Genomic DNA, 16170 nt, shown 5'->3' on the forward strand with positions numbered 1-16170 from the left:
ACGCCGGCGACGGTGTAACCGACCAGGCGGGCCATCGGCTTCAAGCCGCGCTCTTCGGCGGTTTCACGCGCCATCATCACGACCGCCGCGGCAGCATCGTTGATCGAGGAAGCGTTACCGGCGGTAACCGTGCCGTCCTTTTTGAACACCGGCCGCATTTTGCTCATGCCAGCGGCATCGACTTCGCGACGCGGATTTTCGTCCGTATCGAAGACAACCGTACCCTTACGGGTCTTCATCTCGATCGGCAGGATTTGGCTCTTGAAGTGGCCGGCATCGATCGCGGCAACCGCGCGACGGTGGCTTTCGGCAGCCGCTTCGTCCTGATCTTCGCGGGAAATACCCCACTTTTCGGCGATATTTTCGGCCGTGATGCCCATATGGCACTTGTCGAACGGATCGGTCAGCGCACCGACCATGGCATCGACTGTGCTGCCATCGCCCATCCGCTGCCCCCACCGCATAGCAGGCAACCAGTAAGGCACGCGAGACATTGCTTCGGCACCACCGCCGACCGTGCAATCGGCCTGGCCCAGTTCGATGTAGCTGGCAGCAGTACAAATTGCCTGCAAGCCGCTACCGCACAGCCGGTTCAGCGTCAGCGCCGGCGTCTCGTAGGGCATGCCGGCCGTAACTGAGGTATAACGGGCCAAATACATGTCGCGCGGCTCCGTGTGCACGACACTGCCGATGACGGTATGACCAACATCCGAGGGCGCGACGCCGGCACGCTGCACAGCTTCGCGAACGACCGTTGCCGCCAGGTCTCCCAGAGGCATGTCCTTTAAACTGCCACCGTAGCTACCAATAGCCGAACGGACAGCCCCAACGATGACGACTTCACGGTTATCGCTCATGAACTTTTCTCCCTTTTCAATACTATAGATTGCCGTGGCGGATTGCCGGAACGTAAATATTGACCGGACCGTCACTTGGCGAATTCGAGCCCACAAAATCCCTTGTAGGCGATGGCATTCTAGGAGTCTGGGCGGTAGAAATCCAGAGGCGTCGGCTGCAAACCGCATCGTAACGGCATACGCCTTGGGTCTGCCGAGCTCTGACTGGCTACCGCCCAGACGCCTGGCCAGCGCAGGACACTCCTGTCGATCCTGACGCAGCGCAACATGAAACCAAACGCCCGTCAAGTCGCGATGATAACCAGCCACCTTGATCGCGAATCATTGCTCGGTCAAAATATGACTCCGATCACGCAACTAGCCGACGTTCGGGTTGATGCGAAAGCGTCTTATCCGTCGCCCCATCGGTCAGGTGCGTTGCGCGCGGCTGCCACTTGCAAGTCGCGGCAGAATTACGGTTGGCATTCGCCGAACGCCAACCGTACGTCGTCACACTTATGATTTGCCGGCCTGCTGAACAGGCAAATCTAAGCATGAAGGCGTACGAGCGCAGCACTTGCCGCAAGCTGCCCGCTCCTAGGCCTGCTCCGCAAAACGGCAGCATGGCCCGGACGCAATCGCCGGCCTTAGCATGGCTGGGATGAAAAATTTGGTTACGTCTCGAAAGGGACGTATCGATTACTAAGAGTAAAGGCCAGCGGCCCTATTGCCTCATCGGCGGATCAAAAGTCCGCAGGGTGTGGTGGAGATACCTAAGGAGGACGAATGAGTCAGCATATTTCCTACCCGGAAAGCGGCAGCAAAATCACCTTAAAAGACGGTAAGCTGCAAGTTCCCGATAATCCTATCCTTGGTTATGTCGAAGGCGACGGAATCGGTCCCGACATCACCCGGGCCTGCCTCAAAGTCTGGGATGCAGCCGTCGAGCAAGCTTACGGCGGCAAACGCAAAATCCACTGGGCCGAATTGTTTATGGGGGAAAAAGCCGCCCAGATGTACGACGGCGACTATTTCCCAGCCGAAACCAAAGCCGCGCTGAAAGATCTCGTCGTCTCCATCAAAGGTCCGTTGACCACTCCCGTCGGTGGCGGTTTCCGCTCCTTGAACGTCTCCCTCCGCCAGGATCTCGACCTGTTCGCTTGTGTCCGCCCGGTCCGTCACTACCCGGGCGTGCCCTCGCCGTTGAAAAAGCCGAAGATGTCGATGTCGTCATCTTCCGTGAGAACACCGAGGACGTCTACGCCGGCATCGAATACCAGTCCGGCACCGCCGAAAACGAAAAGCTCGCCAAGTTCATGCGCGAGGAAATGGGCGCCAACTTCTTCGACGAAGCCGGGCTTGGGGTAAAGCCGATCAGCCCGTTCGGCTCCAAACGCCTGGTGCGCAAAGCCATCGAGTACGCGATCGAACATAAGCGCGAGAGCGTAACGTTGGTGCATAAAGGCAACATCATGAAGTTCACCGAAGGTGCCTTCCGCACCTGGGGCTATGAAGTTGCGCGCGAGGAGTTTCCCGACCACACCATTACCGAGGAAGAGCTCTACAGCGTCTATGGCGGCAAGCAGCCGGAAGGCAAGATTGTCATCAAAGACCGTATTGCCGATATCATCTTCCAGTTGATGCTGTTACGGCCGAACGAATTCGACGTTCTGGCGACCATGAACCTCAACGGCGACTACCTGTCGGACGCCTGCGCGGCAGAAGTCGGCGGGGTCGGCATCGCTCCCGGTGCCAACATGTCGGACGAAGTGGCCGTCTTCGAAGCCACTCACGGCACCGCACCGAAATACGCCAACCTGGACAAGGTCAACCCTGGCTCGCTGCTATTCTCCGGCGTCATGATGCTGGAGCACATCGGCTGGACGGAAGCGGCCGATTTGATCACCGTCGCTTACGGTCAGGTCGTCAGCAAAGGCGTTGTAACCTATGACTTCGCTCGCCAGATCGAAGGCGCTACCGAGGTGTCGACGTCCGGTTTCGCCACCGCCTTGATCGAGCAGATGAAAGGCGGGGTGATCTTGAGCGAGTTCGTCGCGAACGCGAACAGGCTATCGAACAAGATCGCAAGGAACGAGAAGAACGCCGGGTACGCAATCCGCTAGAAGAGATGATCGCATCCGGCCGGACGCCGCATACCGTCGCCGACCTGATGAACCCAAGCCCCATTTCGGTCGCACCGGAGACGACGGTAGAAGACGCCATGCACCTGATGCGGGAGAAACGCATTAGCAGTGTTATGAGCCAACCTGGTAACGACGGTCAATGGGGCATCATGACCCAGCGCGACGTGCTCTCCCGCATTGTTGCGGCCAACCGCTCGCCCAACAGCGCCACGGTGGGCGAGGTTGCCAGCAAACCGCTGATCACGGTTCCCGCCGACATGACGCTGCACGAATGTGCAGACAGAATGTCGCAGTCCAACATTCGTCGTGTCGCCGTGGTCGATGCCGGCGGCGAACCGATCGGAATCATCTCCGATACGGATATTTTCGCCAGCGTCGAGCATTTCGGGCTTCCCGAGTAAGACCGACTCTAGACGAAAAATAGGCAGCGGCCGTAGCGATAAACTCGCTACGGCCGCCACCTTTTGCCCTTTATTTTTTCCACAACACAGACTACAACCGATAGCGATCACCATACGCTAGTCCGGCACGCGTATCGGTATGCGCTGAAATCTACTTACGAGCAGCAGAGCGAGTAATAGGCGTGAACGATAACAATAGCGAAGCCCCTCTCCGAGAGGATATCCGGCAGCTCGGCGAGCTGTTGGGCGAGACCTTGCGCCAGCAAGGTAGTCGAGAACTTTACGATACCGTCGAACGTATTCGACAACTGTCGAAGTTGGCACGCAGTGGCGAGGAGAACGCTGCTCGAAAATTGGAAGAGGCACTGGAAGATCTTCCCGAAGAACTGATTCTCCCTGTAGTACGCGCTTTTTCGCATTTTTTATCGCTGGCCAATATTGCCGAACAACATCACCGGGTGCGGCGAAGCCGGTTATGGGCACGCGATACCGAAGCGCCGCCGCTGCGAGGCTCGCTGGAAGACGTCTTCGATCGGCTGGCCGAAGTGCCGGACGAAACGCTATTCGAAGCGGTGCGCCGACTCGATATTAACCTGGTACTGACCGCTCACCCGACTGAAGTCAGCCGTCGCACGCTCTTGCAAAAGTACAACCGCATTGCGTCCTTGCTCGGCGAGAAAGACCGGCCAGACCTGACGCCGGACGAGCGCGACGAGCTCAGGCGCGCGCTGCGGCGCGAGGTCGTCGCGATCTGGCTGACCGACGAAATTCGCCAACGCCGCCCAACGCCGCTGGACGAGGCCCGCTGGGGCTTTACCGTGGTCGAGCAAACCTTGTGGCATGCTATCCCGCGCTTTGCCCGGCGCCTGGACAAAACCCTGCTCGCCCGCACCGGCCGACGACTGCCGTTGAATGTGATGCCGATTCATTTTGGCTCTTGGATGGGCGGCGACCGGGACGGCAATCCCCGCGTCACCCACCGTATTACGGCCGAAGCTTGCCTGCTGGCACGTTGGATGGCTAATTCGCTGTACGAACAAGAGTTGACCGAGTTGATCAGCGAACTGTCCATGCAATGCGCGACGGACGATATTCGCGCGCTGGCAGACCATGCGCACGAACCCTATCGGGCGCTGCTTAAACGGGTCCGCGCCCGCGTTCGGCTTACGCAACAGTGGGTCGAAGCCCGCTTGGCCGGGCGCCGGCCGCAGGACGGCGAGATATTTCAGCGCAAGGAAGAATTACTCGCGCCGCTATTGGCCTGTTATCAGTCCTTACAGACCTGTGGCGCAGGCGACGTTGCCGACGGCCGGCTACTCGATCTGATCCGGCGGGTAGAGTGCTTTGGGCTCACCCTAATGCGCGTCGATATCCGCCAAGAAGCGGACCGCCATAATGCAGCACTTGACGCGATAACACGCGAACTCGGCTTAGGCTCTTATCTGGAATGGACGGAGTCCCAACGACAGGAGTTCCTGATTCGGGAGTTGGAAAACCGCCGCCCGCTCACTCCCCAAAACTTCGAGGCCGACGAGGAAGTCGCGGAGGTACTGGCTACCTTCCGCACGATTGCCGAGCAAAATTCGGAGTCGCTCGGAGCCTATGTGATATCGATGGCCTCCCGGCCGTCGGACATACTGGCGGTACAGCTGCTGCAAAAGGAAGCCGGCGTAGCGCAGCCGCTACGGGTCGTCCCCTTGTTCGAAACGCTCAACGACCTTCGCGGCGCACACGAAACGCTGCGGCAGCTATTGGATATTCCGTGGTACCGCAACCGTCTGCAAGGCCATCAAGAGGTGATGATCGGCTACTCGGACTCGGGGAAAGACGCCGGTCATCTCAGCGCTGCCTGGGCGCTGTATGAAACTCAGGAAGCGCTGGTGAAATTGTTCCGCGATGCCGGCATCAAGCTCACCCTCTTCCACGGCCGCGGCGGGTCGATCGGCCGCGGCGGCGGCCCGACCCACGCCGCGATTTTGTCGCAGCCGCCGGGTTCGGTCGATGGCAGCCTACGGGTAACCGAGCAAGGCGAAGTCATCCAGGCCAAGTTCGGCATGCGGGCCATCGCCCTGCGCAACCTGGAGCTTTACACTACCGCCGTGCTGGAAGCCTCCCTACGGCCGCCCAAGCCGCCGCAACCGCAGTGGCGCGACGTCATGCACCGGCTTTCGGAGACGGCCATGCAGCGCTACCGAGGCCTGGTCAAGGAAACGCCCGCATTCATCGACTATTTCCGTTCCGCCACGCCGGAGCACGAAATCAGCTGGCTAACCATCGGCAGCCGCCCTGCGCGGCGTAAACCGACAACCGGCGTTGAAGGGCTACGGGCGATCCCGTGGATCTTTGCTTGGACCCAAACACGGCTACTACTACCCGCTTGGCTGGGCGTCGGGACTGCGCTGCGGGAAGTGCTCGATGCCGGTCACGAAGCCGAGCTGCGGGCGATGTTCGAAGAATGGCCGTTCTTCCGGGCCTTTATCGACATGGTTGGCATGGTGTTGGCGAAAGGCGATCCGAACGTAGCGGCCCATTACGACCGCCGCCTGGTACCGCCGGAGCTGCATGGCTTGGGCGAGAGCCTGCGCGAGGATTTCCGCAATACCTTAGAAGCCGTACTGCAAGTGACAGACCAAGACCACCCGCTCGGCGACTTCCCGATCGCCCGCCGATCGGTGGAGGTTCGTAACCCCTACGTCGATCCGCTCAACCTCATTCAGGTCGAGCTTCTGTATCGGGTTCGACACGGGCGAGAAGAGCAAGTTCGCAAATCCTTGATGGTCGCCATTAACGGCATTGCGGCCGGAATGCGCAATACCGGTTGATCGCGGCGCCCGCTGGCGGCAGACTTGCCGCCAGCGGGACAGCCGAGATGGAACCACAATGAGCGACAAAACCTACCAACAAGCCTTTATCGACTTTGCCCTTGCAACCGACGTATTGCGGTTTGGCGAGTTCACCCTCAAATCGGGCCGTCGCAGCCCCTATTTCTTCAATGCCGGGCTTTTTAATACCGGCCGGACATTGGCCGAGTTAGGCCGTTTTTACGCCCGTGCCGTCATTGAGGCCGGCGTTGAGTTCGACATGGTGTTCGGGCCCGCCTATAAGGGCATACCGCTTGCGAGCGCGTTAGCGATTGCGCTCGCCGACGAGCATGGCCGGGACGTGCCGTTTGCCTTTAACCGCAAGGAAGCCAAGGATCATGGCGAGGGCGGTACGCTTGTCGGCGCACCCTTGGCCGGCAAAGTACTCGTCATCGACGATGTGATCTCCGCCGGCACATCGGTGCGGGAATCGGCAACGCTGATCGATGCCGCCGGCGCCGAACTGGCAGGCGTAGCCATTGCCCTGGATCGGCAAGAGCGCGGCACAGGCAGCCAGTCGGCGGTGCAGGAAGTAGCGACCCAGTTCAAGGTGCCCGTCGTGAGCATTGCATCGTTGGATACGCTCGTGGATTATTTAACGCAGAAAGGCGAGCTTGCGCAGGAACTGGCAGCCGTCCAGGCTTACCGTCACGAGTACGGCACCCGCTAAGGAAACCCTATGTGGAAAATACCCAGCCCTAAACGATGCCGCGATTTAAAGCGCCTAGCTGTCCTCACCAGCGGCGGCGATGCGCCGGGGATGAACGCTGCTATCCGGGCCGTCGCCCGGACCGCATTAGCCCGCGGCGTCGAAGTATATGGGGTCAGCAAAGGGTATAGCGGGCTAGTGAATGGGGATTGGCAGTGTATGGATCGCACCTCGGTGGCGAATATTCTGCAAACCGGCGGTACAATCCTCAAAACCGATCGCAGCGATGCGTTTCGCGATCCGCAGGTACGGGCGGATACCGCCGAACGACTACGCGCTGCCGGCATCGAGGCGTTAGTCGTCATCGGCGGCGACGGCTCGTTGACCGGGGCGCACCGGCTGGAAGAGGAAACCGGTTTTCCGGTCATCGGCTTACCGGGCACGATCGACAACGATATTTTCGGCACTGAGGACACCATCGGTTTCGACACGGCGGTGAATACCGCTTTGGAATCGATCGATAAACTGCGCGATACCGCGACTTCGCACGAGCGTGTTTTCGTCGTCGAGGTCATGGGGCGAAGCTCGGGCTTTATCGCCACCTCCGTCGGCATCGCCGGCGGTGCCGAGAACATCATCATGCCCGGCCACCCGATCGACTTCCAATTGATCTGCGAACGGCTCAACGACAGCCTGCGGCGCCGCAAGTTCTCCAGCCTGATCGTTATCGCCGAAGGCGAGGACCCACAACTGACGAGCCAGTTGACGCATGACCTCGGTGTGGCCGGCTATCCGGCCAGAGCCTGCATCCTCGGCCACGTACAGCGCGGGGGAAGCCCAACCGGCCACGACCGCGTACTGGCCTCGTATCTGGGCAGCGTTGCGGTCGATTATCTGTTAGCGGGGACGTCGAACGTCATGGTCGGCGTGCGCAAGGCTGAAGTGGTCACCGTACCGCTGCAAGATATTGTCAGCAACAAAAAAGTGGTTCCCGACGAACTCATAGATCTTGCCCAGATACTCGCCACCTAGACACTGCATGATAACTTTGGCTTCCGGGGCCAAACCGAACAGGCCAACCGGAAGAAAAGCGCTGGGAGCGACATGACGTGCTCCCAGCATTACCTTGTTTTAATTACCTTCTTTCTGCTCTTGATGCTTAACGGTAGCGATCTTCCCCTCTTTTTCGTTATATACGTTAGGATGTAGATAACGGAGATGATTCGTTGATTTTCAGATGAATTATAAAATGATCTCGGGTCTCGCTTCGCCATTCGCCCGAGACGGCAACAGCGACAGGAAAACAAGAAGAAACGACCATGAAGGCAACCGTCAGGCTTTTTCAACTCGTCCTACCCCTGTGTTTAGCGCTGCCGGTGCTCGGCGAAGCACGGCTATATCGCTGGGTGGACGAACACGGCAATGTGCATTACAGCGACCATGTGCCACCGGAGCACGCGCATCAGGGGCGCGACGTAAAAAGCTCGGACGGCCGAACGCTTGATCGCGTAGCACCCGCGCGCTCCCGCGAAGAAATCGAGGCGGAAAAGCGGCAACAGCAAGCGGAAGCAGAGACACGCCGGCGCTTGGAAGAGGAAGCCGCACGACAAGCCGAACACGACCGGGTATTAAGGCTTACCTTCTCCAGCGTGCGGGATATCGAACGCATTCGGGACGATCGTATCGAAGCCTTGCGCGGCCGCATTCATCTTGCCGAAGGCCGAATCGTCAACCTGGAAGGTCAGCTTAACCAAGCTCGCCAACGGGCCGCCGACTTAGAGCGTTCCGGGCGCGATGCCGACGACGCTCACGAGCGCATCCAGGTGCTACGTGCTCGTATTGAGGAAAACCAGGTCTTCATCGCCACGACAGAAGCCGAAATCGCCACGACGGAAGCCCGCTACGAGGCCGATATCGAGCGCTTCCAGTACCTGCTCAGGCGAGAGGCGGCGGAACGCTAGGGGGCCTGTAGCCCCTTACGGGGCACAGGCGATAACTTCCGCAAGCACCCTGCTAAGGCGGGGCTTTATGGGTTGGCAAGCCTGGGGCGCGTGCCCCTTTCGGTGCTCGGGACGCTTATTCGGCGCCCCCTTGACCGCTGCCATGGATCAAAGTACCCACCCCCTGATCCGTAAACAGCTCCAGCAACACCGCATGCTCCACTCGGCCGTCGATGATATGCGCAGCGCGCACACCGCCTTGCACGGCATCTAACGCACAACGAATCTTTGGCAACATACCGCCTTGAATCGTGCCGTCTTCGATCAAGCTCTCCACCCGGGCAGCATTCAAGCCTGTTAACAACTCGCCTTGCTTATCGAGCACGCCGGGCGTATTGGTCAGCAGAATAAGCTTCTCCGCACCCAGTACCTCGGCAATTTTTCCGGCCACCAAATCGGCATTGATGTTATAGGAACGACCATCCTCGCCGACACCGATCGGCGCGATAACGGGTATGAATTCGCCGTGGTCGAGCATATCGACGACGCTGGCGTCGATGCTCGCCACCTCGCCGACAAAACCGATATCGACATCCTCACTACCTTGCTCGGCCTGACGGCGGCTCAAGGTCAGCTTACGCGCACGAATCAGGTCGCCGTCTTTGCCGGTCAAGCCGACAGCGCGTCCGCCTTTAGCATTGATCAGATTGACGATTTCCTTGTTGACCAAGCCGCCAAGCACCATTTCCACAACGTCCATGGTCTCGGCATCGGTAACCCGCATCCCCTCGATAAACCGGCTCTCCTTGCCGATCCGATCGAGCAACTTGCCGATCTGCGGCCCGCCGCCATGTACGACGACGGGATTAAATCCCACCAGTTTCATCAAAACGATGTCGCGGGCGAAGCTGTGCTTTAAGTGTTCCTCGGTCATGGCATTACCGCCGTACTTAACGACGATGGTCTTGCCGCTGAAACGCTGAATATATGGCAGGGCTTCGATCAGTACGTGGGCTACTTGGGTCGCGGGTGCGCTCATGGCTCTCCGTTCCGGTGATAAACGTGCAGGTACGCAAGCATGCTGATTCCAGGGACAGTGTCAAGCTTAAGTGGCCGCTAACACGCTCGTAGAAGGCTAGAAAGGCAAACTGAGTTCAGGAAAGCGCTCTAACAAACGCTTCCGAAACATGCCCTTAATCCGCGCCATCCCCGCCTCATCGCGCGCCTCGAAACGCAACACCAGGCTTGGCGTGGTATTCGACGCACGAACCAGGCCCCAGCCGTCGGCGAAATCGGCACGAATACCATCGACCAGGGTGTAATGGGCTTGCTCGAATAAGGCTCCCGGGTCGGCCAACAAGGTAGCCATAATCCGCTCCGGCTCGCCTTCGGCCAGGTCGACACGTATTTCCGGCGTGCTCAGGGCATCCGGTAACTCTGCGAAAACAGCCGCCGGCTCTCTCGGGTCCAGAGCCAGTATTTCCAGCAAACGAGCACCGGCATAGACCGCATCGTCAAAGCCATACCAACGGTCGTTGAAGAAAATATGGCCGCTCAACTCGCCCCCTAACGGCGCATTGATTTCGTGGACTTTGTTTTTGATCATGGAATGGCCGGTTTTCCACATGACCGGCACGCCGGCGTGATCCAAAATCAGCTGCGTTAAATCGGCGGAGCATTTTGCATCGAACACAATATCGGCCCCGGGATGACACATCAGCACATCGCGGGCGAACAGCATCATCTGGCGGTCGGCCCAGATAATACGGCCTTCCCCGTCAACCACGCCGAGCCGATCTCCATCGCCATCGAATGCCAAACCCACGTCTGCCTCAAGCGTGCGCACGCGGTCGATTAACCCAATCAGGTTTCCCGGCACGGTGGGGTCGGGATGGTGATTAGGGAAACGACCGTCGACCTCGCAATACAGCTCTTCGACTTCGCAACCCAAGGCTCGAAAAACAGCCGGGGCGACGCTGCCGGCGACGCCGTTTCCGGCATCCACGACGATGCGCAACGGCCGCGCCAAGGTAATCTCGCCGACGACCCGTTCGATATAATCCTGCAGGATATCCAGGCGACGATAACCGCCTTCGCCGGCGACAAAACGGCCCTGTTCTACCCGTTTCCCAAGGGCTTGAATCGCCTCGCCAGATAACGTCCGACCGCCGACGACTATCTTTAAGCCATTGTATTCGGGAGGGTTATGACTGCCGGTTACCATCACTCCGGCACCGGTCTGCAGATGAAAGGTCGCGAAGTTCATCAACGGCGTCGGCACCCGCCCGATGTCCACGACATCTCGCCCGGCTGCTTGTAGTCCTTCGATAAGCGCAATCGCCAGTTCTTCGCTGGTCAATCGTCCGTCGCGGGCGACGACGATTTCCTGCTGGCCGTGATCGGCCGCCTCGCTGCCGATGGCTTGGCCTAGTAAACGCACCACATCCGCATTAAGGCCGGCACCGACAACGCCGCGCACATCGTAGGCGCGCAAAATCGCCGCATCGAGCGATGCCGTCGGCGCCTCCTCGGCACGCCCCTCCCGCACAACCAACCGCTCCTCCTGAGCCGAGTCCGCGTTCCGGTGCTCCATCACCCTCTCCTGATAAACCTCTTCCAGGGCTAGACCTGCCACACTCGGCAAGGGCTCGGCAGCAACCGGCTGCAGCTCCTGCGTTGCGACGGCGGGCTCCGTACCAGTAGATTTGGCACCTCCTAATCTACTCGCCAAGCGAGCCTCCTGCCGGGCGCGACGTCGGCGCGCCAAATACCCGGCAACGAAGGCGCTACTTAGCGTTAGCAGCACAAAGACCGCACCGTATAGCGCCCACACCGATACCGGCAGACGGCCGGATTGCGACCCCGGATCGGCTAACACCCGCAAATGCCAACGGCTATCCTGCACGTCGGCTCCCGCTAAATGCTCGCCCAGCCGCCCACTTTGCAGAACCGTCACCCAGTCCCGCTCGGTAGCTTGTTGCAACTGCCATCCGCTCCCCAACTGCGCCGGCAGCAGGTTGCGGACGTAATTCATAGGGTAAGTCAGTACGAGATGCCCGATAACGACCCCGTTCTCGACCACCGGTTGCAGCAGATTAACGTGGGCCTCGTCTCGCCCTGGGAAATGAACCTCGGCCGCTGGCCGCTCTCCCGTCTCGCGGGCTTGCATGGCCATATCGACCATCGCATAACCGATCGGCGGCTCGGCTTGCAGGTCCGGCTCGAAATGCTCTCCCGTTACCAGTAATAGGCGCTGAGCGTCTGGAAAACGATCGATATAGGTTTCGACAGGCAAAAACCCGCCCCCTCCGGCAGGCCGGCCAACACCTCGCCCAAACCTTCCTCGCGAGCCAAGCGCTCTAGCCGCGAGTAATCGCGGCGTAACCAATTGGCCAGCACGGCGGATGCTTCCTGAGCATGCTGTCCGGCCTGCTCAAGCGCCGCCCGTTCGGCATCCCGCTGTAACGCTTGTCGGGCAACGCTACTCAAAACCAACGCTGCGACTAGCGCAACCGCAAGCGGTATCGCTAAATAAGGCAACCACAGGAATCGGCTACTGCGCGATGCTCCCTGCTCCCGTCGCACAGCTTCGCTCGCCTTGTTTTGCCGTCGTCCGCTGAGCTTCATAGCCTATCCCTTTGCCCTGCGCCGGCGTGTCGTACGACCCCGCTCAGTGACGCCCAGAATGACCGAAACCACCATCGCCGCGCGTGCTCGGGGCAAACTCGTCGACCAGCTCGAAGTCGGCCCGCACCACCGGTACGAACACAAGCTGAGCAATGCGCTCGCCGGGCTCCACGGTAAACGCCGTTTCCGATCGGTTCCAACAAGATACGAAGATTTGTCCTTGGTAGTCGGAATCGATCAAACCGACCAGATTACCTAAGACGATACCGTGTTTATGACCTAACCCCGAACGCGGCAGAATCATCGCCGCCAAACCGGTATCGTCCATGTGAACCGCGATCCCGGTCGGGATCAGCTCGGTTTTTCCAGGCGCCAGCGTCAAGGGCGCGTCCAGGCAAGCGCGCAAATCCAGACCGGCAGAGCCGTCGGTTGCATAACTAGGCAGGGGAAAATCGCGCTCCAGGCGCGAATCGAGAATCTTAAGTTGTATTTTTTCATGGTACCGTTTGGCTATGAGTCGTATGAGTGCTTCGGCAAGCTCGGCCTTCGGCTGCCGTTCCAAGGCTTGGTGCCCCTCCGGCCAGAAAACCTCAAGGGCATTGTCGGCGCTATCGAACCCGGTTTCGCCGCCAACCCAGTTCGCTGCGATCATATCCAAGCGTTTACGCGCCAGCTTACCTCGGGCATATTCGGCAAGCCGATCGGTTTCCGCGGCGAAACCAACGGTAAAGGGGCGGGCCGGATGTGCGGCCACCGCACTGAGAATATCCTCGGTACGTGCCAGCGCCAGCGCCATCTCTGCTTGGTTCTTTTTGATCTTAGATTGTGTTGCCGCGGCCGGACGATAGTCGGCAACGGCCGCCGAGCCGATGAATACGTCTGTCTGCTCGACCCGCGCCATCACAGCCGCATGCATCTCCGCAGCCGTTTCGACATCGACTCGTTCAACGCCTACCGGCGTCGGCAAGGCAACCGGCCCGCTCACTAAGGTAACGCGCGCACCGGCCCTTTGCGCGGCGGCGGCCACCGCGAAGCCCATTTTGCCGGAGCTGCGATTGGTGATGTAACGCACCGGATCGATCGGCTCGCGGGTCGGCCCGGCGGTAATCAATACCTCCACGCCCGCCAACTCCTCGCCAGACATCAAGGCCGCTACCAACTCGGTCGGCTCCAACATCCGTCCGGCGCCTACTTCGCCGCAAGCCTGCTCCCCTTCGCCCGGGCCGAGCAAACGGACTCCACGCCCTCGTAAGAGGTCCGCATTCGCTTGTGTCGCAGGATTACGCCACATGATGCGGTTCATCGCCGGAGCCAGGACCAATTGCGCCTCGGTGGCCAGGCATAAGGTCGTTAGCAAATCATCCGCCATGCCCTGCGCTAGGCGAGCCATGAAGTTTGCACTGGCCGGAGCGACGAGGATCGTATCCGCCCAACGCGCCAGCTCGATATGCCCCATTCCAGCCTCCGCGGCCGGATCGAGCAAATCGAGCCGTACCGGATTGCCCGAGACAGCCTGAAACGTCAGCGGCGTGACAAAACGTGTCGCCCCCTCCGTCATCACTACCCGGACCTCGGCCCCTGCGTCCTTGAGCCGACGCACCAGGTCGGCACTTTTATACGCAGCGATGCCGCCGGTCACGCCAAGTAAGATGTTGCTACCGAGTAAAGTTGGCATATCATTTGGAAACTGCGGGAAAGTGGCGACAGATTAACCGAAACGTCACGCTCGTCAAAGTAAAGCAAACACACAATAATTTTCTCAAGCTTACGACCAGGAGGGTCACATGCCGATAACGGATTGGCCGGCAACCGAACGGCCGCGCGAGAAATTACTCGCTCAAGGGACACAAAGCTTATCCGATGCCGAATTACTCGCCATCTTTCTCCGCACCGGCGTCAGAGGCCGAACGGCCGTCGATCTGGCTCGGGAGCTGCTTGCAACCTTCGGCAGCCTGCGCGGGTTATTACAAGCCGATTTGGCTCGGTTCTGCCTGCACCCTGGTCTGGGGCCTGCGAAGTTCGCGCAGTTACAAGCGGTGTTGGAGATGGGGCGCCGCCATTTGTGGGAGCGATTGCAGCGCGGCGATGCACTGACCAGCCCCGACGATACCCGCCGGTTTTTACTCGCTCGCCTTCGCGACCAACCCCACGAGGTCTTTGCCTGCCTGTTTCTCGACACTCACCACCGAGTAATCGCCTTCGAGGAGCTGTTTCGCGGCACTATCGACAGCGCCAGCGTGTATCCTCGCGAGGTGGTGAAACAAGCCTTGGGCTACAACGCCGCAGCGCTCATTATTGCTCACAACCACCCCTCAGGGGTTGCCGAGCCGAGTCGTGCCGACGAAGCATTGACGCGACGACTGAAGGAAGCATTAGCTTTAGTGGATATTCGCCTATTGGATCATTTCGTTGTCGGCGACGGTATGACAGTATCGTTCGCGGAGCGCGGCCTACTGTAATCGATTAAGGGAAGCGTCGCGTGCGGACTGTTCCGGACTTTCCAAGGGGAGAATGATGCGCACACTCATCGATGTCGAAGGCAAGGAGTGGGACGTTGCCGTAGGGCGCGAATCTTACGGCATGCAAGTGCTGTTGTTCTTTCCCCGCGGCGGCGGCGAAATCCGCAAAGCGATGATGGGCTCGAGCACTCGCCTGGATGCTCAACAAGAACTCGATTCGCTCAATCGGCAAGCACTGCAAGAACGCTTGGAAAGTTCTCAGCCCTGGGAGTCGCAAGACTGGTTTCAGAACGACCGCTAAGAGCCTGACAAAAAGAGGGGGCACCAAGAAAGCGCCCCCTCTTATGCATCAAGCCTAGATATTAAAAGGAATGCTAAGAAACGACCATCGCGGCGTGAAGTTTCTTCATCGCATTTTTCTCGAGTTGCCGGATGCGCTCGGCGGAAACATGATAGGCATCGGCCAGTTCTTGCAGCGAGGTTTTCTGCTCGCCCAGCCATCGCCGCTGTACAATATCGCGACTCCGCTCATCGAGCCGACATAGCGCCTGATGCAACGCCTTGGATTGATAGCGTCGCCAATCGTCCTGCTCGATCTCGGTTGCGGGATCAAGGCTGTTATTTTCCAAGTAAGCCGCTGGGGCTCGGACAACACTGTCTTCGTCGTCATCGTCCGGCCTCGCATCGAAACCGACGTCCTGCCCGCTAAGCCTGGATTCCATCTCTAGTACGGTTTCCGGCTTCACGTTCAAGTCCGTTGCCACCGCTCTCACTTCATCGTAACTCAACCAGCCTAGCCGTTTCTTACGACCGCGCAGGTTAAAGAACAATTTACGTTGAGCCTTGGTAGTGGCCACTTTGACGATACGCCAGTTTCGTAAAATGAATTCATGGATCTCGGCACGAATCCAATGCACGGCGAACGAAACCAGCCGAACTTTAACCTCCGGATCGAAGCGTTTAACGGCCTTCATCAACCCGATATTGCCTTCCTGGATCAGATCCGCCAACGGCAGACCATAGCCGGTATAGCTACGGGCGATATGAACCACAAAGCGCAGATGAGACATCACCAGTTGCCGAGCAGCTCCGACATTGCTCTCATTGCGATATGCAACGGCAAGCGCATACTCGTCTTCGGCACTCAGCATGGGAACACGGTTGACCGTGTGAATATAAGACTCTTCGCTGCCCACTTGGACAAGAAGTTTCGGGCCTTGTGGCGTAATCAAGGCGGAGCTCATTTCCATTGA

Annotated in this window: 12 protein-coding genes and 2 pseudogenes; 8 read left to right on the forward strand and 6 right to left on the reverse strand. The window is 59.2% G+C overall.

Translation table 11 applies throughout. The features are described 5' to 3' along the window. Positions 1-2: 2 nt before the first annotated feature. Positions 3-1025, reverse strand: a pseudogene (locus CAI21_RS07485) (acetyl-CoA C-acyltransferase); the annotation flags it as partial. Positions 1026-1622: 597 nt separating this feature from the next. Between CAI21_RS07485 and icd the strand changes: the two are divergent. The 6 genes and pseudogenes from icd to CAI21_RS07515 form a co-directional block, all read left to right on the forward strand. Next, positions 1623-2860, forward strand: a pseudogene (gene icd / locus CAI21_RS07490) (isocitrate dehydrogenase (NADP(+))); the annotation flags it as partial. Between the two features lie 104 nt (positions 2861-2964). After that, on the forward strand, positions 2965-3381 hold the full coding sequence (locus CAI21_RS23690; protein WP_116301724.1) for a CBS domain-containing protein: 417 nt from the start codon (positions 2965-2967) through the stop codon (positions 3379-3381). 182 nt (positions 3382-3563) lie between these two features. Further along, positions 3564-6203 (forward strand): phosphoenolpyruvate carboxylase, encoded by a 2640-nt coding sequence (gene ppc, locus CAI21_RS07500; RefSeq protein ID WP_116301725.1) that lies wholly within the window; start codon positions 3564-3566, stop codon positions 6201-6203. A gap of 58 nt (positions 6204-6261) precedes the next feature. Beyond that, on the forward strand, positions 6262-6912 hold the full coding sequence (pyrE, locus tag CAI21_RS07505; protein ID WP_116301726.1) for an orotate phosphoribosyltransferase: 651 nt from the start codon (positions 6262-6264) through the stop codon (positions 6910-6912). Between the two features lie 9 nt (positions 6913-6921). Continuing rightward, positions 6922-7923: a 6-phosphofructokinase gene (gene pfkA / locus CAI21_RS07510; RefSeq protein WP_116301727.1), complete on the forward strand. Its 1002-nt coding sequence runs from the start codon at positions 6922-6924 to the stop codon at positions 7921-7923. A gap of 287 nt (positions 7924-8210) precedes the next feature. Beyond that, positions 8211-8852 carry a DUF4124 domain-containing protein gene (locus CAI21_RS07515; RefSeq protein WP_116301728.1) on the forward strand — a complete coding sequence of 214 codons (642 nt, stop codon included), beginning with the start codon at positions 8211-8213 and terminating at the stop codon, positions 8850-8852. Positions 8853-8967: 115 nt separating this feature from the next. Here CAI21_RS07515 and argB read toward each other — a convergent pair whose 3' ends face one another. The 4 genes from argB to coaBC form a co-directional block, all read right to left on the reverse strand. Then, positions 8968-9870: an acetylglutamate kinase gene (argB, locus tag CAI21_RS07520; RefSeq protein ID WP_116301729.1), complete on the reverse strand. Its 903-nt coding sequence runs from the start codon at positions 9868-9870 to the stop codon at positions 8968-8970. Positions 9871-9966: 96 nt separating this feature from the next. Further along, entirely contained in the window at positions 9967-12126 is a 2160-nt protein-coding gene (locus tag CAI21_RS07525) for a phosphomannomutase/phosphoglucomutase (RefSeq protein ID WP_258868037.1), read from the reverse strand. Beyond that, on the reverse strand, positions 12069-12458 hold the full coding sequence (locus CAI21_RS07530; protein WP_116301730.1) for a hypothetical protein: 390 nt from the start codon (positions 12456-12458) through the stop codon (positions 12069-12071). The genes CAI21_RS07525 and CAI21_RS07530 overlap by 58 nt, the downstream gene beginning before the upstream one ends. 43 nt (positions 12459-12501) lie before the next feature. Beyond that, on the reverse strand, positions 12502-14133 hold the full coding sequence (gene coaBC, locus CAI21_RS07535; protein WP_116301731.1) for a bifunctional phosphopantothenoylcysteine decarboxylase/phosphopantothenate--cysteine ligase CoaBC: 1632 nt from the start codon (positions 14131-14133) through the stop codon (positions 12502-12504). Between the two features lie 109 nt (positions 14134-14242). Between coaBC and radC the strand changes: the two genes are divergently transcribed. Then, positions 14243-14917, forward strand: coding sequence for a RadC family protein (gene radC, locus CAI21_RS07540; RefSeq protein ID WP_116301732.1), 675 nt, complete (start codon positions 14243-14245; stop codon positions 14915-14917). Between the two features lie 52 nt (positions 14918-14969). Further along, the gene (locus tag CAI21_RS07545) at positions 14970-15218 is read left to right on the forward strand and encodes a hypothetical protein (RefSeq protein ID WP_147305057.1); all 249 of its coding nucleotides are present in this window, start codon (positions 14970-14972) and stop codon (positions 15216-15218) included. Between the two features lie 73 nt (positions 15219-15291). Here CAI21_RS07545 and rpoH read toward each other — a convergent pair whose 3' ends face one another. Further along, positions 15292-16161: an RNA polymerase sigma factor RpoH gene (rpoH, locus tag CAI21_RS07550; protein ID WP_116301855.1), complete on the reverse strand. Its 870-nt coding sequence runs from the start codon at positions 16159-16161 to the stop codon at positions 15292-15294. Positions 16162-16170 lie beyond the last annotated feature (9 nt).

It is taken from the genome of Alkalilimnicola ehrlichii, assembly GCF_003399765.1.
GTDB lineage: Bacteria > Pseudomonadota > Gammaproteobacteria > Nitrococcales > AK92 > AK92.

Excerpts from the sequence above, each read along its gene's own strand:
- CAI21_RS23690 (WP_116301724.1), top strand. The coding sequence starts at position 2,965 with ATGATCGCATCCGGCCGGACGCCGCATACCGTCGCCGACCTGATGAAC.
- pyrE (WP_116301726.1), top strand. The coding sequence starts at position 6,262 with ATGAGCGACAAAACCTACCAACAAGCCTTTATCGACTTTGCCCTTGCA.
- pfkA (WP_116301727.1), top strand. The coding sequence starts at position 6,922 with ATGTGGAAAATACCCAGCCCTAAACGATGCCGCGATTTAAAGCGCCTA.
- CAI21_RS07545 (WP_147305057.1), top strand. The coding sequence starts at position 14,970 with ATGATGCGCACACTCATCGATGTCGAAGGCAAGGAGTGGGACGTTGCC.
- CAI21_RS07515 (WP_116301728.1), top strand. The coding sequence starts at position 8,211 with ATGAAGGCAACCGTCAGGCTTTTTCAACTCGTCCTACCCCTGTGTTTA.
- rpoH (WP_116301855.1), bottom strand. The coding sequence starts at position 16,161 with ATGAGCTCCGCCTTGATTACGCCACAAGGCCCGAAACTTCTTGTCCAA.
- coaBC (WP_116301731.1), bottom strand. The coding sequence starts at position 14,133 with ATGCCAACTTTACTCGGTAGCAACATCTTACTTGGCGTGACCGGCGGC.
- radC (WP_116301732.1), top strand. The coding sequence starts at position 14,243 with ATGCCGATAACGGATTGGCCGGCAACCGAACGGCCGCGCGAGAAATTA.
- CAI21_RS07530 (WP_116301730.1), bottom strand. The coding sequence starts at position 12,458 with ATGAAGCTCAGCGGACGACGGCAAAACAAGGCGAGCGAAGCTGTGCGA.
- argB (WP_116301729.1), bottom strand. The coding sequence starts at position 9,870 with ATGAGCGCACCCGCGACCCAAGTAGCCCACGTACTGATCGAAGCCCTG.